At 65.2% G+C, this 21,563-nt stretch carries 23 protein-coding genes and 1 pseudogene; 11 read left to right on the top strand and 13 right to left on the bottom strand.

Annotated elements, in window-relative coordinates; all coding sequences use genetic code 11:
* Positions 1-76 precede the first annotated feature (76 nt).
* Positions 77-2,068 carry a threonine--tRNA ligase gene (gene thrS / locus ASE69_RS16930; RefSeq protein ID WP_056489167.1) on the bottom strand — a complete coding sequence of 664 codons (1,992 nt, stop codon included), beginning with the start codon at positions 2,066-2,068 and terminating at the stop codon, positions 77-79.
* A 75-nt stretch (positions 2,069-2,143) separates the two neighbouring features.
* A complete protein-coding gene (locus tag ASE69_RS16925; RefSeq protein WP_056489164.1) occupies positions 2,144-2,959 on the bottom strand; it encodes an LD-carboxypeptidase in 816 nt (271 codons plus the stop codon).
* 52 nt (positions 2,960-3,011) lie between these two features.
* Here ASE69_RS16925 and ASE69_RS16920 point away from each other — a divergent pair, with 52 nt between their 5' ends.
* From ASE69_RS16920 to ASE69_RS16890, 7 genes are all read left to right on the top strand, one after another.
* On the top strand, positions 3,012-4,409 hold the full coding sequence (locus ASE69_RS16920) for a UDP-N-acetylmuramate--L-alanine ligase (protein ID WP_056489162.1): 1,398 nt from the start codon (positions 3,012-3,014) through the stop codon (positions 4,407-4,409).
* Positions 4,410-4,433: 24 nt separating this feature from the next.
* Positions 4,434-4,688 carry a DUF6356 family protein gene (locus ASE69_RS16915; protein ID WP_056489160.1) on the top strand — a complete coding sequence of 85 codons (255 nt, stop codon included), beginning with the start codon at positions 4,434-4,436 and terminating at the stop codon, positions 4,686-4,688.
* Between the two features lie 202 nt (positions 4,689-4,890).
* Positions 4,891-5,298 (top strand): hypothetical protein, encoded by a 408-nt coding sequence (locus ASE69_RS16910; RefSeq protein ID WP_056057533.1) that lies wholly within the window; start codon positions 4,891-4,893, stop codon positions 5,296-5,298.
* Positions 5,295-5,498 carry a helix-turn-helix transcriptional regulator gene (locus ASE69_RS16905; RefSeq protein ID WP_056489157.1) on the top strand — a complete coding sequence of 68 codons (204 nt, stop codon included), beginning with the start codon at positions 5,295-5,297 and terminating at the stop codon, positions 5,496-5,498. The genes ASE69_RS16910 and ASE69_RS16905 overlap by 4 nt, the downstream gene beginning before the upstream one ends.
* 1 nt (position 5,499) lies before the next feature.
* Positions 5,500-6,429 carry an alpha/beta fold hydrolase gene (locus ASE69_RS16900; RefSeq protein WP_056489155.1) on the top strand — a complete coding sequence of 310 codons (930 nt, stop codon included), beginning with the start codon at positions 5,500-5,502 and terminating at the stop codon, positions 6,427-6,429.
* Positions 6,430-6,449: 20 nt separating this feature from the next.
* Positions 6,450-7,217, top strand: coding sequence for an alpha/beta hydrolase family protein (locus tag ASE69_RS16895; protein WP_056489153.1), 768 nt, complete (start codon positions 6,450-6,452; stop codon positions 7,215-7,217).
* Positions 7,214-7,984, top strand: a complete 771-nt coding sequence (locus tag ASE69_RS16890; RefSeq protein WP_156362379.1) for a hypothetical protein — start codon at positions 7,214-7,216, stop codon at positions 7,982-7,984. Before ASE69_RS16895 ends, ASE69_RS16890 begins: the two co-directional genes overlap by 4 nt.
* 45 nt (positions 7,985-8,029) lie before the next feature.
* On the opposite strand, the gene ASE69_RS16885 is transcribed toward ASE69_RS16890, so the two are convergent.
* Positions 8,030-9,139, bottom strand: a complete 1,110-nt coding sequence (locus ASE69_RS16885; RefSeq protein ID WP_056489150.1) for a fatty acid desaturase family protein — start codon at positions 9,137-9,139, stop codon at positions 8,030-8,032.
* Positions 9,140-9,316: 177 nt separating this feature from the next.
* On the opposite strand from ASE69_RS16885, the gene ASE69_RS16880 reads away from it, so the two are divergent.
* Complete coding sequence (locus ASE69_RS16880; RefSeq protein WP_056489149.1) at positions 9,317-10,468, top strand: N-acetyltransferase; 1,152 nt, start codon at positions 9,317-9,319, stop codon at positions 10,466-10,468.
* A 123-nt stretch (positions 10,469-10,591) separates the two neighbouring features.
* Here ASE69_RS16880 and ASE69_RS16875 read toward each other — a convergent pair whose 3' ends face one another.
* The 7 genes and pseudogenes from ASE69_RS16875 to ASE69_RS16845 all read right to left on the bottom strand — a co-directional run bounded on the left by ASE69_RS16875 (position 10,592) and on the right by ASE69_RS16845 (position 17,182).
* Positions 10,592-10,834 (bottom strand): hypothetical protein, encoded by a 243-nt coding sequence (locus tag ASE69_RS16875; protein WP_056489147.1) that lies wholly within the window; start codon positions 10,832-10,834, stop codon positions 10,592-10,594.
* 84 nt (positions 10,835-10,918) lie between these two features.
* Positions 10,919-11,707: a transporter gene (locus ASE69_RS16870; RefSeq protein ID WP_056489145.1), complete on the bottom strand. Its 789-nt coding sequence runs from the start codon at positions 11,705-11,707 to the stop codon at positions 10,919-10,921.
* Positions 11,704-12,474, bottom strand: coding sequence for an exodeoxyribonuclease III (gene xth / locus ASE69_RS16865; RefSeq protein WP_056489144.1), 771 nt, complete (start codon positions 12,472-12,474; stop codon positions 11,704-11,706). Before xth ends, ASE69_RS16870 begins: the two co-directional genes overlap by 4 nt.
* Before the next feature lie 7 nt (positions 12,475-12,481).
* The gene (gene erpA / locus ASE69_RS16860) at positions 12,482-12,820 is read right to left on the bottom strand and encodes an iron-sulfur cluster insertion protein ErpA (RefSeq protein ID WP_056057508.1); all 339 of its coding nucleotides are present in this window, start codon (positions 12,818-12,820) and stop codon (positions 12,482-12,484) included.
* Positions 12,821-13,012: 192 nt separating this feature from the next.
* Positions 13,013-13,609 (bottom strand): annotated as a pseudogene (locus ASE69_RS16855) (M23 family metallopeptidase); the annotation flags it as partial.
* Between the two features lie 443 nt (positions 13,610-14,052).
* Positions 14,053-14,505 (bottom strand): peroxiredoxin, encoded by a 453-nt coding sequence (locus ASE69_RS16850; RefSeq protein WP_056489140.1) that lies wholly within the window; start codon positions 14,503-14,505, stop codon positions 14,053-14,055.
* Complete coding sequence (locus ASE69_RS16845) at positions 14,498-17,182, bottom strand: bifunctional [glutamine synthetase] adenylyltransferase/[glutamine synthetase]-adenylyl-L-tyrosine phosphorylase (RefSeq protein ID WP_056489138.1); 2,685 nt, start codon at positions 17,180-17,182, stop codon at positions 14,498-14,500. Before ASE69_RS16845 ends, ASE69_RS16850 begins: the two co-directional genes overlap by 8 nt.
* 76 nt (positions 17,183-17,258) lie before the next feature.
* Here ASE69_RS16845 and ASE69_RS16840 point away from each other — a divergent pair, with 76 nt between their 5' ends.
* Positions 17,259-17,441, top strand: a complete 183-nt coding sequence (locus ASE69_RS16840) for a hypothetical protein (protein ID WP_056489486.1) — start codon at positions 17,259-17,261, stop codon at positions 17,439-17,441.
* A 25-nt stretch (positions 17,442-17,466) separates the two neighbouring features.
* On the opposite strand, the gene ASE69_RS16835 is transcribed toward ASE69_RS16840, so the two are convergent.
* The 3 genes from ASE69_RS16835 to ASE69_RS16825 all read right to left on the bottom strand — a co-directional run bounded on the left by ASE69_RS16835 (position 17,467) and on the right by ASE69_RS16825 (position 19,226).
* A complete protein-coding gene (locus ASE69_RS16835) occupies positions 17,467-18,114 on the bottom strand; it encodes a sigma-70 family RNA polymerase sigma factor (RefSeq protein ID WP_056489136.1) in 648 nt (215 codons plus the stop codon).
* Positions 18,115-18,210: 96 nt separating this feature from the next.
* Complete coding sequence (locus ASE69_RS22220) at positions 18,211-18,348, bottom strand: hypothetical protein (protein WP_162236661.1); 138 nt, start codon at positions 18,346-18,348, stop codon at positions 18,211-18,213.
* Between the two features lie 74 nt (positions 18,349-18,422).
* On the bottom strand, positions 18,423-19,226 hold the full coding sequence (locus ASE69_RS16825) for a response regulator (protein ID WP_056489134.1): 804 nt from the start codon (positions 19,224-19,226) through the stop codon (positions 18,423-18,425).
* Positions 19,227-19,573: 347 nt separating this feature from the next.
* Here ASE69_RS16825 and ASE69_RS23240 point away from each other — a divergent pair, with 347 nt between their 5' ends.
* Together ASE69_RS23240 and ASE69_RS16815 are read left to right on the top strand one after the other, a co-directional pair.
* The gene (locus ASE69_RS23240) at positions 19,574-19,663 is read left to right on the top strand and encodes a NepR family anti-sigma factor (protein ID WP_162236688.1); all 90 of its coding nucleotides are present in this window, start codon (positions 19,574-19,576) and stop codon (positions 19,661-19,663) included.
* 161 nt (positions 19,664-19,824) lie between these two features.
* Positions 19,825-21,291: a sensor histidine kinase gene (locus ASE69_RS16815; protein ID WP_321163589.1), complete on the top strand. Its 1,467-nt coding sequence runs from the start codon at positions 19,825-19,827 to the stop codon at positions 21,289-21,291.
* Positions 21,292-21,563: the final 272 nt, after the last annotated feature.

The raw sequence follows: 21,563 nt of genomic DNA, 5'->3' as shown, positions 1-21,563 counted from the left end.
GCTCCTGAAGTTTCTGACAATATTTGGGCCGGCGTATAGCGCAGAAACCCGCGCTCGGAAAGCCGGCCCCGTCAGATCACATATCGGGTGCGCGAGCCTCGTCCGCAAGACGCGCGATGGCCTCGTCGAGCGTCAGGATGGTCTGGGCCTGGCTGCCGAGCGTGCGCAGCGCGACCTTGCCCTCCTCGGCCTCGCGCTTGCCGACGACCAGCAGATTCGGCACTTTCGCCAGGCTGTGCTCGCGCACCTTGTAGTTGATCTTCTCGTTGCGCAGGTCCGTTTCGACGCGGATGCCCGCCGCCTTCAGCTTCGCCGCAACCTCAAGTGCATAGTCGTCAGCATCCGACACGATCGTCGCCACGACCGCCTGTACCGGCGCCAGCCAGAGTGGGAATCGGCCAGCATGATGCTCGATTAGGATGCCGATGAAGCGCTCGAACGTACCGAGGATCGCGCGGTGGAGCATGACCGGGCGGTGCCGCTCGCCGTCCGCGCCAACGTACGACGCGTCGAGTCGCTCGGGCAGCACGCGGTCCGACTGGATCGTGCCGACCTGCCACGTCCGGCCGATCGCGTCGGTCAGGTGGAATTCGAGCTTCGGCGCATAGAACGCGCCCTCACCCGGCAGTTCCTCGAAGTTCGCCTTGATCGTGTCGCTCAGGCCCGACTGAATCACCGCCTCGCGCAGTTCCGCCTCGGCCTTGTCCCACATCGAATCTTCGCCGAACCGCTTCTCGGGGCGCAGCGCGAGCTTCACCGCATAGTCTTCGAAGCCCAGGTCCTTGTAGACGCTGTTGAGCAGCTCGCAGAACTTGCGCACTTCCTCGACCAGCTGGTCTTCGCGGACGAAGATATGCGCGTCGTCCTGCGTGAACTGGCGGACGCGCATGATGCCGTGCAGCGCACCGTGCGGCTCGTTGCGGTGGCAGCAGCCGAACTCGGCCATCCGGATCGGCAGGTCTCGGTAGGATTTGATCCCCTGCTTGAAGATCAGCACGTGCGCGGGGCAGTTCATCGGCTTGAGCGCCATCAGCTCGCCGTTGCCGGACAGGACTGCGCCCTCATCCTCGCCGTTCGGGATCTCGTCGGGCACGACGAACATGTTCTCGCGGTACTTGCCCCAGTGGCCAGACTGCTCCCACTGCTTGGCGTCCATCAGCTGCGGGGTCTTGACCTCAGCATAGTCGGCGGCGTCGAGGCGACGGCGCATATACGCCTCCAGCTGGCGCCAGAGCACGAAGCCGTTGGGATGCCAGAACACCGACCCCTGTGCCTCGGACTGGAGGTGGAACAGGTCCATCTCCGCGCCAATCTTGCGGTGATCGCGCTTGGCGGCTTCCTCTAGGCGGAAGAGATGCTGGTCGAGCTGCTTCTTGTTGAGCCAACCGGTGCCGTAGATTCGGCTCAGCATCGCGTTCTTCTGGTCGCCGCGCCAATACGCACCGCTGACGCGCGTGAGCTTGAACGCGGCGGGGTCGAGCTTCCCGGTCGAGGCCATGTGCGGCCCGCGGCACATGTCGAGCCACTCGCCCTGGCGGTAGATCGTCAGTTCCTCGCCCTCGGGCAGTTCGGCGGCCCATTCGGCCTTGAAGCTCTCGCCCTGCTGCGTCCAGCGGTCGATCAGCTGCTGGCGCGACCAAACCTCGCGCAGGAACGGCTCGTTCCGGGCGATGATCGCGCGCATCTCGGCTTCGATCGCGGGCAGGTCCTCCTCGGTGAAGGGGCGGTCCTTCGGCGCGAAGTCGTAATAGAAGCCATCGTCGGTCGCAGGGCCAAAAGTGATCTGCGTGCCGGGGAAGAGGTGCTGCACCGCTTCGGCCATGACGTGCGCAAGATCGTGGCGGACGAGCTCCAGCGCATCCGCCTCGTCGCGCGCGGTCACCAGCGCGAGCGCGGTGTCGCCCTCAAACGGTCGGTTGAGATCGCGCACCTGCCCGTCGATGCGTGCGGCGAGCGCGGCCTTGGCGAGGCCCGGCCCGATCGCGGCGGCGACATCCGCGGGGGTAGTCCCGGGCGCAACCTCGCGGACGGAACCGTCGGGCAGCGTGATTCGGAACATGACGGACATGGAGGACTTTCTGGTGTTGGAAGAGCCGCGGCTTATGCAGTCGCACACCCTATATAGGCAAGCCGGGGTCGAACGTCACGCCACCCCGAACGGGACGACATGGTTTGCCTGCGTGTGGCCGACTTCCGCGCGACCGAGATACGGCACGCCCATGTCGCGGCTCCACCGCACCATCATGTAATCGAGCGTCTCGCCCCAGGGTGGATCGTTCTCCTGGACCGCGGTCACGGCGCCGAGGCGCAGGCCGGCGATGCCCTTCAACTGCGTGGCGTTGGCGACTATGAACAGCATGCGATCGATCGCGTACATCGGTTCGGACACCTCCTCGACGATCAGCACGTGATCGGTCAGGTCGGGCAGCCACGGCGTGCCGATCAGCGACGTGAGGATACTCAGGTTGAAGGCGGCCGACGGTTGCCCATTCAGCCCCGGCTCCAGCCCCGCCCGATCACCGCGCACCATCCAGCCGAGCGAGCGCGCGACGGTCGCCTCGCCGTCGTGGCGGTTGATGTCGCTGACCATCGGACCGTGTACCGGCCGCCCGATCCGCCGGGCGTAGAGTGCGCCGAGCAGGAAGCCTACGTCCGAATAGCCGAGATAGGTCTTGTGGCGAGCGGCGCGGCCGAGTTCGGGCATGACCATCGCCAGGATGCGGTTCGAGCCATAGCCGCCGCGCAGGAACCAGATCGCATCGAACGCCGGATCGTTGGCGTATTCGAGGAACGCCGCCGCCCGCCGAAAGTCCGAGCCCGCGAAATGGCCATCGGTCTCCAGGCATTGCGGGTGGAAGACGAGTTCGACTTCCGGGAACGCAGTGGCGGCGTAGGCGGTGATCCTGGCAATTGCCGCAGGATTGGTCCGGCTCGACGCGGCGAGGACACCGATGCGCATTGTTCGTGTTCCCGACCTTGCCCCGTTACCAAACCGCCCATATCGCGGGCCGATGGATATCAGCAAACCCTGTTTCTTCGTCGGCATCGGCGGCAGCGGCATGATGCCGCTCGCGATGATCCTCGCCGGCCGCGGCGCGACCGTCGCGGGCTCGGACCGCAACCTCGACCAGGGCCGGGTGCCTGCGAAGTTCGACGACCTCGCCGCGAAGGGCGTCTCGCTGTTCCCGCAGGACGGCAGCGGGATCGTCTCGGCCGACCAGATCGTGATCGCCTCCGCGGCGATTGAGGCGAGCGTGCCGGACATGATCGCGGCGGATGCGCTCGGCTGTACCCGCTCGACCCGTGCGGCAATGCTGGCGTCGCTGTTCAATGACAGCCGGTTGCCGATCGGTGTCGCGGGGACGAGCGGTAAGTCGACCGTCACCGGGATGATCGGGTGGATTCTGCATGCCGTCGGGCGCGATCCGACGGTGATGAATGGCGCGGTGATGAAGAACTTCGCTACCCCCGACGCCCCGTTCGCGAGCGCGCTGGTCGGCGAGGGCGAGGCGTTCGTCAGCGAGGTCGACGAGAGCGACGGATCGATCGCGGGCTATGCGCCGAAGATCGCGGTGCTCAACAACGTCAGCCTCGACCACAAGTCGCTGGAGGAACTGCGCGTGCTGTTCGGGGACTTCGTCGCGAAGGCCGAGACGGCGGTGGTGAACGCGAACGATCCAGATGCGGTGGCGCTCGCGGCGCGGCTGCCGCGGGGTCAGGTGACGACGTTTGCGATCGATGCGTCTGCCGATCTGCGTGCCGAGAATCTTAAGCCGGAGCCGTTCGCGATCCGCTTCGACATCGTCTCGCGCGGCGTGCGGACGCCGGTGAAGCTCGCCGTACCTGGGCGGCATAACGTGTCGAATGCGCTGGCTGCGATCGGGGCGGCGATGGCGGCGGACGTATCGTTGGCCGATGCGGTGAAGGCGATTGCCGGGTTCACGGGGCTGCGTCGTCGCTTCGACTTCGTCGGGGAGGCAGGCGGGGTCGCGGTGATCGATGACTTCGGGCACAACCCGGACAAGATCGCCGCCACGCTCGACACACTCCACGCGTTTCCCGGTCGATTGCTGCTGTTCTTCCAGCCGCATGGCTATGGGCCGTTGAAGGTCATGGGGCGCGAGCTCGTCGCTACGTTCGTCGAGCGGATGGCGGAGGACGACGTGCTCGTCCTGCCCGACCCCGCCTATTACGGCGGGACGGTCGCGCGGGAGGTCACCAGCGCGGACATCGTCGGGCAGATCGTCGAGGGTGGCCGGGACGCGCGGCACATCGCCGACCGCGCCGAGGCCGCCGCGGCGCTGGTCGCGGAGGCACGGCCGGGCGACCGGATCGTGGTGATGGGCGCCCGCGACGACACGCTGAGCGTGCTGGCGGCGGGAATGGTCGACGCCTTGGCCGCTACCTGATACGGAGCAAGTAGGAGACTGCCCATGTTCCGCCGCCTGTTCCTCGACCACCCCGCCACCGTCGGGGAGAGCTATGTCGAGCATTTCGGCGTCGCCGGGCGCTTCGGCATGACGATGATCAAGGGCGGCCTCGGTGCGCTGGTCCATGCGTTCGTGCCCGTTTTGTGCAAGACGAGCGGCAGCGATACGGTCGCCGAACTGCACCGCCAGATGGTGCTGAAGCGCGGCGCGGTTGCGGCCGATCAGACGCAGATGAAGACGGTCGAATTCATCATCTGACGATCTTTAGGAAGCCCGCCGGCTTCCGAAGGTTAGGATAAAGTCACGCCTAGGACGCGTTCGCGGCCGGGTTGAGGCCGTGTGCCCCTGCGCCATCTCGGCGCTCCCCTACCGACGATTAGGCAAGCCGGTGTAAAGCGACGTTGACTCTTCATTCAAGTCATGACAAGTTTCCTTTACTGATTCGAAAGGACACTTGACCATGCATAAGAGTCCCGCTCTCCGCCGTTACAATTACACCGTGTTGGGCCTCAGCCTCGCTTACATGGGCGCGCTGTTTGGCATCGTTGCGCTGTTCAGGACCCGTCCGCCCCACGGGGCCCTCGCGTATGCCGCCGCCATCCTGCCGGCGCTGCCACTGGTCGGAATTTTTCTGGCCTGGGGTCGCTATCTCACTGACGAGCCGGACGAATATATCCGAATGCTCACGATTCGACAGACGCTGATCGCGACTGGCTTCATGCTTTCGGCGACGACGATCTGGGGATTTCTAGAAAGCTTCGGCTTGGCTGTGCACATCCCCGCCTATGCGGCCGGTATCCTGTGGTTTGCCGGACTAATGCTGGGCGGTTGTGTCAATATCTTCGCGGTGCGGACCGGTCGCTCATGAAGAACCGCCTCAAGGTGCTGCGCGCCGAGCGGGACTGGAGCCAGGCTGACCTTGCCGATCGCCTCGAAGTCTCGCGGCAGAGCGTCAATGCGATCGAGACGGGGCGGTATGATCCGTCGCTCCCGCTCGCGTTCAAGATCGCCGAACTGTTCGACCTCGCGATCGAGGATATCTTCACCAGCCTGTCGAAGGAGCCGTGACATGATTTCGCACTTCAAAGCTCGCCTTGCAGCGACCGCCGTGACGCTGATGATCGTCTTGAGTCCCGCCGCGAGCTACGCGCAGGCTGCGACGGCCGCTATGCCGAAGGTCGATGCGGCCGAGGCGCAGATGCCGCACATCTCGGTGCAGACTGTTGGCAAGGGCACGCCGGTTATCCTCGTTCCAGGGTTGTCGTCTCCCCGCGCGGTATGGGCGGGCGTTGTCCCTGCCCTCGCCAAGTCGCACCGGGTGTACGTGGTGCAGGTCAACGGCTTCGGCGGCGACGATCCGCGTGCGAACCTGTCGCCCGGCATCCTCGATGGGATCGTCGCCGATCTGCACACGCTGATCGCCCAGTCGAAACTCGGCAAGCCGGCGATCGTCGGGCATTCGATGGGCGGGCTGGTCGCGCTGATGCTGGCGAAGGCGCATCCGGAGGACGTCGGCAAGTTGATGATCGTCGATTCGCTGCCGTATATCGGCGAGATCTTCGCACCCGGCGCGACGGTGGCGGCGCTCGAACCGCAGGCCAGCGCGATGCGCGCCGGGATGGCCGCGGCGTACGGGAAGCCGGCGAACCCGGCGGCGAACGAGGCGCTTGCCGCGCGCATGGCACTGAAGCCGGACTCACGCACGACCGTGGCCGATTGGGCAGCGAAGGCGGATGCGCGGGTCTCGGCGCAGGCGATGTACGAAGATTTGACCACCGACTTGCGTCCCGACATGGCGTCGATCGCAGCGCAAATTACGCTGGTCTATCCTTGGAACGCGGCGGGGCCGACCAAGCCAGTCGCCGATGCGCTCTATCGGAAGGCCTACGCGACGGCACCGCACGTGACCTTCGTCGATATCGGCGATGCGGCCCATTTCGTGATGCTCGATCAACCTGCCGCGTTCCAGGCTGCACTCGACGCCTTTCTCCGCGACTGAGGGGCGGCTAAGGTGTCGGCATGACCGATACCGCCACGCCGCCTGCACCGACGCCGCCCGCCAAGGAGCGCCCTCGCCTTGCCTATCATCACACGCCTGCGGCTGAGGGCGTGACGGGACCGACGATCGTGTTCCTGTCGGGCTATGCGTCCGACATGATGGGGACCAAGGCGGTGACGCTGGAGGCGTGGGCGAAGTCCGAGGGGCGCGCGTTCCTGCGGTTCGACTATGGTGGCTGCGGGCAGAGCGAAGGCGCGTTCGAGGACCAGACCCTGGTCGACTGGCGCGACGACGTGCTGGCGATGATCGATGCGCTGGTGGAGGATTCGGCGATCCTCGTCGGATCGTCGATGGGCGGCTGGCTGATGCTGCTGGCGGCGAAGATGCGGCCCGATCTGGTGAAGGGGCTGGTCGGCATCGCGCCGGCGCCCGACTTCACCGACTGGGGCTTCAGCACCGACGAGAAGATGGCGCTGCTCAGCAACGGGCGGATCGAGCGCAAGAACCCCTATGGTCCAGAGCCGACCGTCTATACGCGCCCCTTCTGGTCGTCGGGCGAGGCCAACCGGCTGATGTTCGGCGAGATCGCGTTCGACGGCCCGGTCCGGCTGGTCCAGGGGCAGCGCGATCCGGACGTGCCGTGGCACCGCACCGCACGCCTCGCCGAGCTGTTGCGTTCAGCCGACGTGCAGACGTGGCTGGTCAAGGACGGTGATCACCGCCTGTCGCGTGACAGCGACATCTCCCTCATCATCCGGGCGGTCGAGGATGTGATCGCCGCCTTATGATCCTGATAGTGTTGCTTGCCGCTGCGCAGGCCGCCGCCCCCAGTCCAGCCACCGTCCCTGCTGCCGGACCCGTCGATGCGCAGAGCAGTCGGTTCGCTCGCTGCGCCGCCCTGACGCAAAGCGACCCCGCCGCCGCACGCGCCGAAGCGGGTCGCTGGCGAATCAGCGGGGGACGGTATTTCGCGCGGCAATGCGCCGGGCTCGCCTTCGCCGCCGAAAAGAATTGGCCGTCCGCCGCAGCCGAATTCGAGGAAGCGGCGCGGGAGGCTCAGATCGCGAAGGACACGCGAGCAGCCAATTATTGGGCACAGGCGGGCAATGCATGGCTCGCCTCGGGGCAGCCCGCCAAGGCGCGTGTCGCGCTCGATTCCGCGCTTACCGCGGGGTCGCTGACCGGACTGCCGCTCGGTGAAGCGCAACTGGATCATGCGCGCGCGCTGGTCGCGGCGGGAGAGCTTGATGCGGCGCGGAGCGATCTCGATCTGGCGCTAACCACCGCCGGCGCCGACCCGCTTGCGTGGCTGTTATCGGCGACGCTAGCCCGTCGGATGAGCAACATTCCGCGCGCCAAAGCAGATATCGCACAGGCGTTGAAGCGCTCGGCCGACGATGCGTCGGTTCAGCTGGAAGCGGGGAACATCGCGGCGTCGGCTGGCGACGAAGCGGCTGCGCGGGAGGCATGGGGAACGGCGGCGAAATTGGCGCCGACGACTGATGTCGGACGTAACGCGGTTATGGCGCTCAAGCAGTTCGACGCTGCGAAATAATCTGGACTGTTGGGCCAGTCACTCGGGACCGGCCCGGCATTCTGATCAGCGGCGGACCATCGTGCTGCGTGCGATCTTGCTCACCAGACCGGGCAGACCGGGATAGCTCGCCTTGTGATACGGCGAGAGCGCGTCGAGTTCGGCGGTAATCCGCCGGTGAGCCTCGCCGAGTGCGTGGTAGGGTAGACCCGGCAACAGGTGATGCAGCGCGTGGTAGCGTAAGCCCACCGGCGCCCAGAGCGCCGGCAGCAACGCCGGCGGCGGCACGTTGACGGTATCGAGATACTGCGCCGTGACGGTCATCGGCTCGCCGTCATTTTCCCAGAGATGTGCGACCAGCGTACGGACCTGGTTGAGGACCGCGAAGGCCGAGGCAACCGCGAAGATCGTCACGAACGCACGCAGCGGCAGTACGCCGGTCACCGTAATCGCGATCAGCGTGATCGCCCACAGGCTCGCGGCAATCTCGAGCCGATCCCAATATACCTTCGCCTCGCCTTCGGGCGCGCGACGGCGGAACTGCGGGTTGATCGCAAGCGCCGAATAGCGCTCGACGATCATCGTCCGCAGCTTGGGCGACAGCAGCGAGATCGGCGACAGGATTGCGAACCGGATCAGCAGCGCGATCGGTGCGAGCGCCGATACGACGATGAACAGGGGCAGCGTCCACGGCTTCATGAGCGCGAGCGGCAGGTATTCGGGATCCTCGACCGTGCCGTAGCGGGTCTTGGCGTGATGGAGGTTGTGGACGCCCTCGTACATGAAGGACGGGGTCAACAGCGGAATGCCGACCAGCACGTTCCAGCCGAGCCAGAAGTTCGGGACGGACGCATGCTTCATGTGGCTGACTTCGTGGATGAAGCTCAACCCGCGGTAGAGCCCCAGCATCGCCACGATACCGGCAACGATCGCCACCGGCGTCGACGTCGAGGTGGCCGCCACTACCAGTGCACCGTAGCCGAGCACCATCGATGCGATCAGGTCGCCCCAGTAGATCGCCGGGCGCGGCTTCACCAGATCTCGCGTCAGGTCTGCGGCTGCACGCAGCATCGCCTTGTCGTCGGCAACGCGCTCCATCCCGCCGACGCGGGGCGCACCCGCGGGAATGGAAGCTGGAGCGGCCGTGCCGCGAGCGAGGCTGAGCGATGTGTCCATGGGCATATCCATTGCCCGAAGATAGTGGCGGTACCGTGGCATTTACAGGCCGCACGGATGCCGCCGTGGCGCAGGAAACCCGATCACTCTGACAGGGTCTTGCGATGACGCACGTGTCACTCGCCTTTATTCGCTTCGCTGGGTAGACACGCGCAACTGCGTATTTGGGAACACGACATGGCCAAGCTCATCATTCGACCGGTCGAGACCAAGAAGGACCGCAAGATCTTCATCGATCTGCCGTTTCGTCTCTATGCCGACGATCCCAATTGGGTGCCGCCTTTGAAGTCGGAAGCGCTGGGACTGATCACGCCCGAGAAGAATGGATGGTTCAGCCATGCCAAGGCGCAGTTGTTCCTGGCCGAGGAGGACGGCCGCGTCGTGGGGCGAATCTCGGCGCATATCGATACGCTGGCGCTGACGATGCCGCCCGAGCAGGGGTTCGGGCCTGGTGTCGGCCAATGGGGCCTGATGGAAGCGGAACGGCAGGACGTGTTCCAGGCGCTGCTGGAGCGCGCCGAGGCGTGGCTGCGCGAGCAGGGCATGACGCGCGCGCTGGGGCCGATCAGCATGTCGATCTGGGAGGAGCCGGGCCTGCTGATCGACGGTTACGATCATCCGCCGACGATCATGATGGGCCACGCCAAGCGTGAGTATCGTGGCTGGATCGAATGGGCGCAGTACCGCCCGATCAAGCAGCTGATGACCTACGAGGTCGACGTCACGAAGCAGTTCCCGCCGATCGTCCAGCGGATCATCAAGTCCGGCGAGAAGAACCCGCGGATCAGCGTCCGCAACGTCGACAAGACGAAGTTCGAGGAGGAGGCAGCGATCATCCTGTCGATCCTCAACGACGCGTGGCGCGACAATTGGGGATTCGTGCCGCTGACCCCGCCTGAGATCAAGGACGTCGGCGTGAAGCTGAAGCCGATCGTCTTCAACGACCTGATCCGGATCGCCGAGCTGGACGGCAGGCCGGTCGCGTTCATGATCACGCTCCCCGACCTCAACGAGGCGATCAAGCCGCTGAACGGGAGCCTGTTGCCGTTCGGCTGGGCGAAGCTGTTGTGGTGGCTGCGCAAACCCAAGGTTCGGACGGTGCGCGTGCCGCTGATGGGGGTGGTGAAGGAACTGCAGGCGTCGCGGATGGCGAGCCAGCTGGCCTTCATGATGATCGAATATATCCGTCGTGCCTCGGTCGAGAATTACGGGGCGCAGCGGGCTGAAATCGGCTGGATTCTCGACGACAACCAAGGGATGCGGTCGATCGCCGAGACGATCGAGAGCCGGGTGAACAAGGTGTACCAGGTGTACGAGCGGGCGCTTTAGGGCAGGGCGGCGACATTCTTTCACCGAAAAACAGGGTGTTTCCCCGCGAAGGCGGGGATCCAGACTGGGCTCCCGCCTTCGCGGGAGAACAAGGAGGCTGGACCCGACGGTTGTTGCTGCCCCCTACTCCCGTTTCCCATTGCCGAACGGAAGCTTGAGGGTGACTGCAGCCCCCTGCCCGCTTGCGCCGGGTAGCTGCGTTCGGATCGCGTGGACGTTCCCCTTGCCGCCACCCGGCAGCCGGAACGACAGCGGGTCACCTCGCGGCGGCTGGACCGGCTCGGCAAGCGTCGCCAGCCTTTGATCGGTCGGGCGCGCACAGACGACGATCTCGCCATCGGAATCGGTCTGGACCGGACACGGCATCGTCGGCCTAACAGGCCTTTTGCGCAATTCGGGGGGAAGCGGCGGCCCGGCTACCGCTTGGAGCAGGAGCAGGCAGGCCAGCATCTAGAAGCGCCGGGATATGCCAGCATATAGCCGCGCATCCGGCGTATTGGCGTTCAACCCCGCCGCACCGAATATGTCGAACTGGAGATTGTCGTTCGCCATCCATGCCAGCGACAGCGCCGCGACCGCCTGCGTCTCATGCTGCTGCGGATCGTCGTCGCGCAGCGCCTGCATCTCGCCGGTCAGCGTAAATGCCTTGTCGAGCTTGATCGCCAGGCCAGCCGTCGAACTGTACGCGAGATGCCGGCCATTGCCGTCCTGATCGACCGCCGCATCTATCTCTGGTGTGAGATCGAGCGAGACCGTGTCGGAGATCTCGTAGGTCACGGGAACGAGGAACCCTGCACCCCAATCACCGGCGCCGATCGACGAGCGGCCGACCGGGAGCGTCACGAACGGCAGCACCGATACCGACAGGCCGGCGCCGTCGGGATTGTGAAGGTTCGCCTTTATCCCGAGCGACACGTCACCGACACCGTTCACCGTATCGACGCCGGTCGTATCGCGCATCCGGTCGTGCCCGAACGGCGTCCAGCCAACCCGCGCCTCGATCGAGTCGCTGACGCCGACGCGGACGAGCGTATCGCCGAACAGGATGTTGTCCTCGCGCGAGCCGGGCTGGTCGTCGCGCGTCCAGTCCGCGATCGACGTCTCGACCGAGATCTTGCCGGGGGCGATCGTGCAGGCGGGCGTATCGATGCCAGGACGATCGGGGCAATATTCGCGGTCCTGCCCCATCGCAGCGCCGGACAGGCTCGCCAGCGCGATACCGAGAAGCAACCGCCTCATCGCAGGCGCACCCAGGTCGGCGCATGGTCGCTGGCCTTTTCGCGCCCGCGATAGGTCTTGTCGACGCCAGCATCGATCATCCGGTCGGCGGCCTGCGGACTGAGCAGCAAATGGTCGATACGGAACCCGGCGTCGCGCTGCCATGCACCGGCCTGGTAATCCCAGAACGTCCAGACGCCGCCCTTGGGAAATTGCGTGCGGAGCGCGTCGGTCCAGCCCTGTACGACGAGCGCACAGTAATGCTCGCGGCTTTCGGGTTGCATCAGCGCGTCGTCCTGCATCGCGCGGACGGAGAAGGTGTCGTCATCGTTCGCTATGACGTTGTAGTCGCCGGCGAGGATGGCCGGCTTTTCCTCCGCGAGCAGGACGCGCGCGCGAGCGGCGAGGCGGTCCATCCAGCGGAGTTTATAGTCGAATTTCGGGCCGGGCTGCGGGTTGCCGTTAGGCAAGTAAAGCGCGGCAACGATCAGGCCGTCGATCTCCGCCTCGATGTAGCGGCTGTGCTCGTCCTCTGGTTCGCCTTCGAGACCGCGCTGGCGGACGACGGGCGTGCCGCTCTTCGCGAGGATCGCGACGCCGTTCCAGGCCTTCTGGCCATGCCAGACCGCACCGTAGCCGGCGGCTTCGATGTCGGCGATCGGGAAGGTATCGTCGCTCGACTTCAGTTCCTGGAGACAGACGATGTCGGGCTGGTCTTCGGTGAGATACTCGATCAGCCGCGGCAACCGCGCCTTGATGCCGTTGACGTTGTACGTGACGATTTTCATGGCAGTCTCAGACCGAGAAGCTGGAGCCGCAGCCGCAACCCGATGCGGCGTTGGGGTTCTCGACCTTGAATGCGGCACCGGCGAGCGACTCGACGTAATCGACCGCGCAGCCACGGACGAGATCGATGCTGACGCTGTCGACGACGAGCTTCACGCCGTCATGCTCGGCGATCACGTCGTCGGACTCGACCGAATCGGCGAACCCGAACTTGTACTGGAACCCGGAACACCCGCCGCCATCGACCGAGAGGCGCAGGATCGCCGGCTTCCCCTGCTTGACGGCGATCGCCGCGACGCGCGCCGCGGCGGAGGGGGTGAGGATGATGTCTTGGACCAGCGTTGCCATGCGCTGGAGATAGGAGGTTGCGCTATCCGCGGCAACCTTGGGGTTTGGGGGGCTGAACCAGAGCCTACTTCTCCCCTCCCTGAAAGGGAGGGACCGGGGGTGGGTCGGCTTCCGCATTGTGGACGGTGGTGGCTTAAGCTGGCCTACCCACCCCCAGCCCCTCCCTTTCAGGGAGGGGAGCTAGAAGGCGGTTCAGTCCTGCGCGGCGGGGCCGCCTGTCGAAACCGGGATCGCATTTACCGAGCGGTCCTGTGCGGCGAGGAGGTAATCCGCGGTCGTCAGGAACGGCACCGGGTTGACCGCGTGGCCGTCGATGCGGACTTCGTAATGGAGATGCGAGCCAGTCGAGCGGCCCGTCGAGCCCATCAGCGCGATCAGCTGGCCGCGAACGACGCGGGCGTTGTCGCCGACGAGGATCTTCGATAGATGGCCGTAGCGCGTCGCGATGCCCTTGCCGTGGCTGATCTCGACCATGTTGCCGTAGCCGCCCTGGCGACCGGCGTGTGCGATGATGCCGTCGGCGGTGGCGTAGATCGGCGTGCCGACCGGGCCGGGGATGTCGACGCCGGCATGCATCGCCGCGGTGCCGCGGAACGGATCGGAGCGGATGCCGAAATTGCTGGTGAACGAGAGTGAATGGACCGGCTGGACCGACGGGATCGCGATCACGCCCTGCTGCGTCGCGTCGAGCTTCTTCCAGGTCTGGAACAGCGTGCGGAACTGCGCGTCGGCGCGGAGATCGGCGGTGGCTTCCTCGGTGTTCGCGGCGATCATCGGACCACCGGTTGCCGCGACGTGGTGTGCTACCTTCGATGCGACGACCTGCGCCTGGGCGGTCGTACCGACCGTGGCCATCCCCATCATGGTTGCGGCGACCGCCAAACGGCGAAACGTGAACGACTTGGACACCATCGACACGGCCTTGAGGCGCGTCACGATGGCTGCTGCGGTAAATTCGACCATTGGTCCCCGACACAAAAATGCAGGGCCGTTCGCTTCAAGGCGGACGGCTCCGAAACTCTGTCCTGACTCGCAGCCCCTCCGCGCACCAGACACTGTGGGTTAGGCCGGATACCGCCGTTCCGGGCAATAGCTCCGCGCGGTCGGCGCGGCGGAGCGGCAGGTTGATGCGGCGAGTTGATGCAAATTGGGACGATTATTACGGAACAGGATGCGGACGACGACATCGGACGTGAAATGTCGACGAATCTCCGAACGTTACTGCGGGCTGTTCAGAGCGCCTTGGCGGCGGCCAGAACCGTCTCGGCGTGCCCCGCCACGCGGACCTTGTGCCAAGCCTTGGCCAGCGTGCCGTCGGCGCCGAATAGGAACGTCGCGCGCTCGATGCCCATGTACTTGCGGCCGTACATCGCCTTCTCGACCCACACGCCAAAAGCCTCGCAGGCAACACCTTCGACATCGCTGGCAAGCCGTACCGCAAGTTCATGTTTTGCGGTGAATTTTGCGTGCGATGCGGGACTGTCCTTGGAGACGCCGACGACGGTTACGCCTGCCGCTGAGAACGCGTCAGAGAGTGCGGAGAAGTCCTTCGCTTCGGTGGTACAACCGGCCGTGTCGTCCTTCGGGTAGAAATACACCACCAGCGGCGCGCCGAGGCTCGCGAGCGAAACCACGGCGTCATCGATCGTCACCGATACGTCGGGGATCTTCGAACCTTCATCCATCCTGCTCTCCCGTCACCTGCGCCCAAAACCGGCGCACCTCCTGCCGCGTCGTTTCCAGCGTGGCAACCACCGCTGCCCAGTCCGCCACCCCGATCGCGCGCGCGATGAGATCCTCCGTGGCATGCCCCGGCGGCGCGGCATCGGGTGCGACGAGCCGCAACGTCACGAGCAGGCGGGTGAGGACGTCGTGAGCTGGGCGGAGCGACGGCGGGACAAGGTCCAATCGGATCAACGCGTCGATCGCGGTACCGAGATTGGGATCGAAGCCGGCCCTGTTCACGAGTTGGACGACATGAGTCGCGAATTCGAGATCGACGAGGCCACCGGGAAGCAGCTTGGCGTCGAGTGCCCCCTTGGGCGGCTTGTGCGCGGCCATGTCGTTGCGCATCGTCCGCGCGTCGGCGATCACGTCGCGCGCCGGTCGATCGCCTTCGAGCACGCCGCAGACGATCGCCGCCACCGTATCCCGAGCTTCGGCCGATCCGAACACTGGGCGAGCGCGGGTGAGCGCCATGTGCTCCCAGGTCCAGGCATCCTCGCGCTGGTAGCGGGCGAAGCTGTCGAGCGTGACGACCAGTGGCCCCTGCCCGCCCGATGGCCGCAACCGGGTATCGATCTGATACAGCGGGCCTGCCGCGGTCGCGACCGACAGAGCGCCGGTCAGCCTCTGGGCGAGACGATTGTAGTAGAGCGTCGCGCCAAGCGGTTTGGGGCCGTCGGACTCTGCCGCAAAATCGCCCGTAAACAGATAGATGAGATCGAGATCGGACGCGTGGGTCAGCATCGCGCCACCCATTCGACCTAGCGCCAGCACGACGAGTTCGCTGTCCGGCACGCGGCCATGGACCTTGGCGAATTCGTCGATCGTCGCGCACGCGAGGACGCCGATCGCCGCCTCCGCCACCCGCGCATAGCCTGCCGCGACGTCGAGCGGATCGGACGCACCGGCGACAATCTGTGCCCCTAGCGCGAACCGCAGTTCGCCGACCACGCGCCGGACATGGTCGAGCCGGGACTGATAGTCGCCGCCCGCCTCGCCCGCGCGCATGATCGCTTCGAGCGCCGCGACGTCGCCGACCGGTTCGAACGCGGTCGCGTCGATCAGCCCGTCGAGCAGATCGGGGCGGCGCCCGAGATCGTCCGCGAGCGTGGGCGCATGGCTGAGAATGGCAGCAAGCAACGTCGCCAGACCCGGTCGCGCCTCCAGCAACCGGAAGATGTTGATCGCGCTCGGTAGGCGTTCGAGCAGCGCGTCGAGGCGGAGTAACGCCGCCTGCGGGACAGGGGCAGCCGCCAGCGCGGGAACCAGCGTCGGCAGTACCGCCTCCAGCGCCTCGCGTGCGGCTGGACTGCGGAGTGCGGGATAGGCGCCACCCCGCCACGCCTCGATCCGCCGCCGCGCCTGCTCGGGCTCACCGAAGCCTGCCGTGGCAAGGTCGGCTTCCAGCGTCACGGCGTCATGCGAGAAGGCCGGGCGGACAGTATCGTCGAGCGCGTCGTAGATCCGGCCGGTCGCCGTCACGCGCGGCTCGAGCAACGCCAACAGCGCGCCCGAATCATCCAGCCCGTGCAGTTTCGCCACGCGGTCTAGCGCGTCTCCGGTCGGCAAGGCGTGCGTCTGGCGATCGTCGATCATCTGGACGCGGTGCTCGATCGTTCGGAGCAGCATGTAGCCCTCGATCAGTGCAGTCGATTCGTCTGTGCCGATCCAGCCTGCTTCGGCCAGACGGGCTAGGGCATCGCGGGTTGCGGGCGCGCGCAGGGCGGGATCGCGACCACCGTGGATCAGCTGATGGATCTGCGCGAAGAACTCGGCCTCGCGGATGCCGCCACGACCGCGCTTCAGGTCATAGCCGGGGCCGAATACCTGGCCTTGCGAATGATGATCGCGGATCCGCGCGGAGATGCCGCGGATTTCGCCGATCGCGCCGAAATCTAGCGCGCGACGCCATACGAACGGGCGGATCGCATCTAGAAATCGCTGGCCTAGCGCGATGTCCCCCGCCGCTGCGCGCGCGCGAATAAACGCGGCACGCTCCCATGGCAGCGCCTGCGCCTCATAATAGCCGATCGCCGCATCGACCGGCAGCGCGATCGGCGTGATCTCGGGTGATGGCCGCAGGCGGAGGTCGACGCGCAGGACATAGCCGTCGCCGTCACGCGCCTGGAGCAATTCGACGACGCGCTTGCCGATCCGGACCGCCGCCTCTTCCGGCTCCTCGCGCGGGCGCCGTGGCAGCGCCACCGGGTCGAACAACAGGATCGGATCGATGTCGGACGAGTAGTTAAGTTCGCTGCTGCCCTGCTTGCCGAGCGCGATCGCGACGAAGCCGCGCGGTTCGGCGCCGGGAGTCCGCTCCTCGATCGCGGTGCGGATCGCGGTGTCGAGCGCATAGTCGGCGAAGCGGGTCAGCGCGCCGGTCACCGCGGTGAGATCGAGAACGCCGGCGAGGTCGCCGATCGCGACGTTGAGCGCCATCGCGCGCCGTTCGATCCGCAGGCGACGCGAGACCGGCATGTCGGCTTCGGCGCTCGACACGGAGAGGTCCAGCTTTCCCGCCGCCAGCGATCGCGCCAAGTCCGGCTCACGGTTGAGGACCATCGCCAGGAATGGCGACCAAAGTCTTGCACGGTCGAGCGCGGCGTTTATCGCCAGTTCAGGTAAGACTAAGGCCATGCGACATCGCTATAATCCGCTGCCGACGCGTGTCACGACAAAGCAACGAAAACGCTATTGGCCCGTTGTAGCGAACATGACTTACGCATTCCTCACGATCAGGCGCGAAGAGAACGGCCAGCAGGTTGTGCGCCGCCCCCGCGCAACCGACGTTATCGGTCACGCGCTACGGGGCGCGTTCGACGACATGCACTCGATGCCCGACGATATGATGATGATGTTGCGCCGCCTGGACGCGATGCCGCATCGCCTGAACTGAGCGATGCGGCATTCGTTAAACGGGTTTAGCGACCGCGGCTGAGTTCTTCGACATCGCCCATGATCGAATCGAGTGCAGTCTTGCTCGTATCCGTCTCATGATCGCGTCGCGACGGTAGCGAACCATCGGTGAGGATCGTTTCGAGGGCAACACGACCACGCGCAACGCGGCTTTTGATAGTCCCGACGGCTACGCTGCAAATTTCAGCGGCTTCTTCATACGCGAAGCCACCCGCGCCCACCAGGATCAACGCCTCGCGCTGCGGCTGAGGCAGATGCATCAACGCGCGCTGCATGTCACCTAGCTCGACGTGACGGTCCTGGCTAGCAGGAGCGGCCAGGATGCGGTCGGCGACCAGATCATCCCACTCGCCCTTGAAGCGCGCCCGGCGCATCTGTGACAGATACAGATTGCGAAGAATGATGAACGTCCACGCGCGCATGTTCGTCCCAGCCTGGAACCGAAGACGCGCGGCCCATGCCTTGAGCAGCGTTTCCTGCACGAGATCGTCGGCAAGATCGCGGCTGCCCGACAACGAACGACCGAACGCGCGCAGATGCGGGATCACCTGGGCAAGCTGAACCTTGAACTCGGCATCCGACAAGGAAACATGCTCGACCGGCTCGACAACGTTCTCGATTTCGTCATCCACGGGCGAAGCAGGCTGGGTCATGGTAATCCGATCAATCCCGATAAAACACTGCCGTACGCGGACGACAGACATAGGCACAGGTCGCGGGAAATACCAGCGACCTGCTCATAATCCGGCTCAGCGCAGGATTATAAAGCCAAAGATAACAATGACCAAGACGAGGGAGATCGCCAGGATGTACCGGGTCATGTGCGGCGTGGCGCCAGCCCGTGCATCCTCGGTATCGATATGAATTGGTTCGTTCGGATCAGCCATAATCACCAAACTCGCGAAAAACGTTTTGGGTCCGTAACCGTCTTGCGGTCACGAACCCGGTACGCGCTGCCGCTTCAGGCGGTCGGAACGGTCGCCTGGTCGAAGAACAGCGCCTGGCTGATCGCGGCCTTCACGGTCGACCGCTGGAACGGCTTGGTGATCAGGAACGTCGGCTCGGGGCGCTCGCCGGTCAGCAGGCGCTCGGGGAACGCGGTGATGAAGATCACCGGGACCTCGAATTCGGCCAGAATGTCCTTGACCGCGTCGATGCCCGAGCTGTCGTCGGCGAGCTGGATGTCGGCAAGAACGAGGCCAGGGCGTGTTTCCATCGCCAGGGCGACGGCTTCGTCACGCGTGACAGCAACGCCGGTGACGTCGTGGCCGAGATCGCGGACGATCGTCTCGATATCCATCGCGATGATCGGCTCGTCCTCGATGATGAGAACCTTGGCACGAGTCTGGTTCTCGATCTCGGACAAGGCATCCGCGACCAGATCGTCGACTTCGCTGGTATCGACCTCGATCAGATACGCGGCGTCCTCAGGCGTGAAACCTTCCATCGCGGTCAGCAACAGCGCCTGACGCGACAGCGGGGTCATCCGGGCGAGGCGAGCGCGTGCGACGGCTTCGTGGCCTTCAGAGTCTGTCGCAGTTTCGTCAGCGACCTCGTCGAAGTTCGCCGAGTTCCAGATCACCTGGAACATCCGGTACAGGCCGAGACGGGGATCGACGTCGCGGGGAAATTCTTCGGGTGCGGCGACGATCGCCTCGAGCGTGGCGCGCACATATTTGTCGCCGTGCATCTGGCTGCCGGTCAGGGCCCGGCCATAGCGCCGCAAAAATGGAAGGTGCGGTGCAAGTTGCTGTCCAAGAGACATGGGTAACGAATACTCCCTGATCCTACGCGGCCCCTCATGTGTCGGGTGGCTCGCGTCATTGCAATGGTGTCGGTCGAAAATGCCCCGTGTCCACGCCATCGCCGCCAGGTATCGGCCGCGATCGAGCGGAGATGCGTATTTTTCGCTCGGGTGTGGAACCATCCAGACGCTATTTGGTTTCACGAACATCTTTCGCGAGTATGTAGTCCGGTGCCCATGGGCGCAGTTTTGCTCGTCATCACATATTGGTTTGCGTCGTGCAGGGGGAAGTTTTGAGTTTGGGCCACGACACGGAGAAGACAGTGCCTGCAACGAAACCCGCCAAGGTTCCTGATAAGGACCAACAAATGGGTTCGGCGCTGCGTTCGGTGTATCAGAAGACCGTGGACGAGACGATCCCGGACGACCTTCTCGAACTCCTCGGCAAGCTGGACTGACGGTGGGCCGCGAGCCCATAGCGACCGCTGTAGATACGATCTCCCCGGAGCCAGCGCCGCTAAATAGACGTCGCCTGTTGTTCGCGATGGGCAGTTTACCCACTGGCGCCAAACTTTTCCTGATCATCAGTGCGGCTCTATTGCCGTTGGCCTTGATCGCTGTGTTTGCCACGTTGCAAACGACGCGACTTGCCGACGCGGAGGCGCGTGCTCGGTTGCGCGTGACGGCGGACGAAAGTGCGCGGGCCATCGCGATCGAACTGGTTGGTGACATGACAGCGCTTCGGGTGGCGGTGAACGCGCTCGGAACAGATCCTGCCGATGCCCCGAGTTGCGCGCGCGCTCAGGGCGTATTTGCGCAACAATCCTCTGCCGGGACCCGCTTCATCATCACCGACCGCGCCGGCCATGTCTTGTGCGGCGTTCCGCTGCCCAACCCGGTGACCGTGCGGCAAGACAACATGCCCGTCGCGGCAGCGATCGTCCCCGACAATGGATTGATCCTCGCGATTTCCGGCCCCAGCGGCGACACATCCGCCCGCGCTTTCTTCCCGCGCGCCTTCCTGGAAAAGATCGGCCGCCCCTCGACACGTGCGTCCGCGTTCAGCAGCGCGATCGTACTCGACGAGAACGCACTGCACCTCGAGACGATCGCCGACGAGCGCCCGCTCGATCGCATGGAGACGATGCGGACCGAACTCGGCGTCGCCGGGCTTGCCTTGCGGACGAGCATCCGTAGCGCGCCGGTGACGTCGTCGCTGATCGTGGCGATGCTGTTGCCGCTGCTGATGTGGATCGCCGCGGCGAGCATCGCGTGGTTCGTGGTCGACCGGCTTCTGATCCGCCCGCTCCGCCGCCTGCGCGGTGCGGTCGCCGCCTTCACGCCTGGCGAGGAACTCAACTTCGGCACCGTCCACACGTTGCCCGCCCAGGAAATCCGCGAACTGGGGGAAACCTTCCAGTCGATCAGCCGGACGGTTGCGCTGCACGAGGCCGGCCTTGCCGAAGGGCTGGTGCGCCAAACCAAACTGACTCGCGAGGTGCACCACCGCGTGAAGAACAACCTTCAGGTCATCTCCAGCCTGATCAACTTTCACGCCCGTAGTGCGCCAAGCCCCGACGCCACCGCTGCCTATTCGTCGATCCAGCGCCGCGTCGATGCGCTGGCGGTGGTTCACCGCAACCACTTTGCCGAGCTCGAGGAAAACCGGGGCCTGAACCTGCGGACGATGATCGGGGAGCTTTCCGCCAACATCCGCGCGACCGCGTCGGATCGCTCGCACGGCCTGGGCATCACGCTCGATATCGATCCGTATCTGGTCAATCAGGACGTCGCGGTCGCGCTGGCGTTCCTGGTGACGGAGACGATCGAACTGGCGATGAGCTGCGATCCTGCGGCGCAGATCAGGATCGTGGTGAAGCCGGCCGACAAGCTTGCCGACAAGCCCGACCGGGCGGTCGTCCGCGTCGTTTCGCGTGCGCTGGTCGAGAGCGATGCGTTCCGAGAGGCCCTGTCGCGCTATGGTCGCGTCATGGAAGGCCTGTCGCGCCAGTTGCGGTCGCCTCTGCACCACGATCCACTGGTCGGCGCGTACGAGATCGCCTTCGCCATTACGGGGCGCGACTAAGCCTTTTCTGCAACGTCGGCTGATCCATATCAAACGACGCATTAAATTGAATAGATTCGAAGAAAAGCGGGAACCGACCATCGCCGTTGCCGTTCTACACTTCGGATAGCGACTTTATGCCCCCCCGCTCTCGCTATCCAGAACACAGGCCCGGTAGCACACCCTCCCCCCCCTGGTGATGCTGCCGGGCCTTTATTCCGAAAACAGGCTTTTCCTGCCGTGAGTTGGTTCCAGCGGCGGAACGAATGGCGCCCCCGAACATTCCCCCTCCC

Source organism: Sphingomonas sp. Leaf208, assembly GCF_001421415.1.
GTDB lineage: Bacteria > Pseudomonadota > Alphaproteobacteria > Sphingomonadales > Sphingomonadaceae > Sphingomonas.
The sequence above is the reverse complement of the archived record's forward strand: the minus strand, read 5'-3'. Positions and strand labels throughout refer to the sequence as shown.

Excerpts from the sequence above, each read along its gene's own strand:
- thrS (WP_056489167.1), bottom strand. The coding sequence starts at position 2,068 with ATGTCCGTCATGTTCCGAATCACGCTGCCCGACGGTTCCGTCCGCGAG.
- ASE69_RS16925 (WP_056489164.1), bottom strand. The coding sequence starts at position 2,959 with ATGCGCATCGGTGTCCTCGCCGCGTCGAGCCGGACCAATCCTGCGGCA.
- ASE69_RS16920 (WP_056489162.1), top strand. The coding sequence starts at position 3,012 with ATGGATATCAGCAAACCCTGTTTCTTCGTCGGCATCGGCGGCAGCGGC.
- ASE69_RS16915 (WP_056489160.1), top strand. The coding sequence starts at position 4,434 with ATGTTCCGCCGCCTGTTCCTCGACCACCCCGCCACCGTCGGGGAGAGC.
- ASE69_RS16910 (WP_056057533.1), top strand. The coding sequence starts at position 4,891 with ATGCATAAGAGTCCCGCTCTCCGCCGTTACAATTACACCGTGTTGGGC.
- ASE69_RS16905 (WP_056489157.1), top strand. The coding sequence starts at position 5,295 with ATGAAGAACCGCCTCAAGGTGCTGCGCGCCGAGCGGGACTGGAGCCAG.
- ASE69_RS16900 (WP_056489155.1), top strand. The coding sequence starts at position 5,500 with ATGATTTCGCACTTCAAAGCTCGCCTTGCAGCGACCGCCGTGACGCTG.
- ASE69_RS16895 (WP_056489153.1), top strand. The coding sequence starts at position 6,450 with ATGACCGATACCGCCACGCCGCCTGCACCGACGCCGCCCGCCAAGGAG.
- ASE69_RS16890 (WP_156362379.1), top strand. The coding sequence starts at position 7,214 with ATGATCCTGATAGTGTTGCTTGCCGCTGCGCAGGCCGCCGCCCCCAGT.
- ASE69_RS16885 (WP_056489150.1), bottom strand. The coding sequence starts at position 9,139 with ATGGACACATCGCTCAGCCTCGCTCGCGGCACGGCCGCTCCAGCTTCC.
- ASE69_RS16880 (WP_056489149.1), top strand. The coding sequence starts at position 9,317 with ATGGCCAAGCTCATCATTCGACCGGTCGAGACCAAGAAGGACCGCAAG.
- ASE69_RS16875 (WP_056489147.1), bottom strand. The coding sequence starts at position 10,834 with ATGCCGTGTCCGGTCCAGACCGATTCCGATGGCGAGATCGTCGTCTGT.
- ASE69_RS16870 (WP_056489145.1), bottom strand. The coding sequence starts at position 11,707 with ATGAGGCGGTTGCTTCTCGGTATCGCGCTGGCGAGCCTGTCCGGCGCT.
- xth (WP_056489144.1), bottom strand. The coding sequence starts at position 12,474 with ATGAAAATCGTCACGTACAACGTCAACGGCATCAAGGCGCGGTTGCCG.
- erpA (WP_056057508.1), bottom strand. The coding sequence starts at position 12,820 with ATGGCAACGCTGGTCCAAGACATCATCCTCACCCCCTCCGCCGCGGCG.
- ASE69_RS16850 (WP_056489140.1), bottom strand. The coding sequence starts at position 14,505 with ATGGATGAAGGTTCGAAGATCCCCGACGTATCGGTGACGATCGATGAC.
- ASE69_RS16845 (WP_056489138.1), bottom strand. The coding sequence starts at position 17,182 with ATGGCCTTAGTCTTACCTGAACTGGCGATAAACGCCGCGCTCGACCGT.
- ASE69_RS16840 (WP_056489486.1), top strand. The coding sequence starts at position 17,259 with ATGACTTACGCATTCCTCACGATCAGGCGCGAAGAGAACGGCCAGCAG.
- ASE69_RS16835 (WP_056489136.1), bottom strand. The coding sequence starts at position 18,114 with ATGACCCAGCCTGCTTCGCCCGTGGATGACGAAATCGAGAACGTTGTC.
- ASE69_RS22220 (WP_162236661.1), bottom strand. The coding sequence starts at position 18,348 with ATGGCTGATCCGAACGAACCAATTCATATCGATACCGAGGATGCACGG.
- ASE69_RS16825 (WP_056489134.1), bottom strand. The coding sequence starts at position 19,226 with ATGTCTCTTGGACAGCAACTTGCACCGCACCTTCCATTTTTGCGGCGC.
- ASE69_RS23240 (WP_162236688.1), top strand. The coding sequence starts at position 19,574 with ATGGGTTCGGCGCTGCGTTCGGTGTATCAGAAGACCGTGGACGAGACG.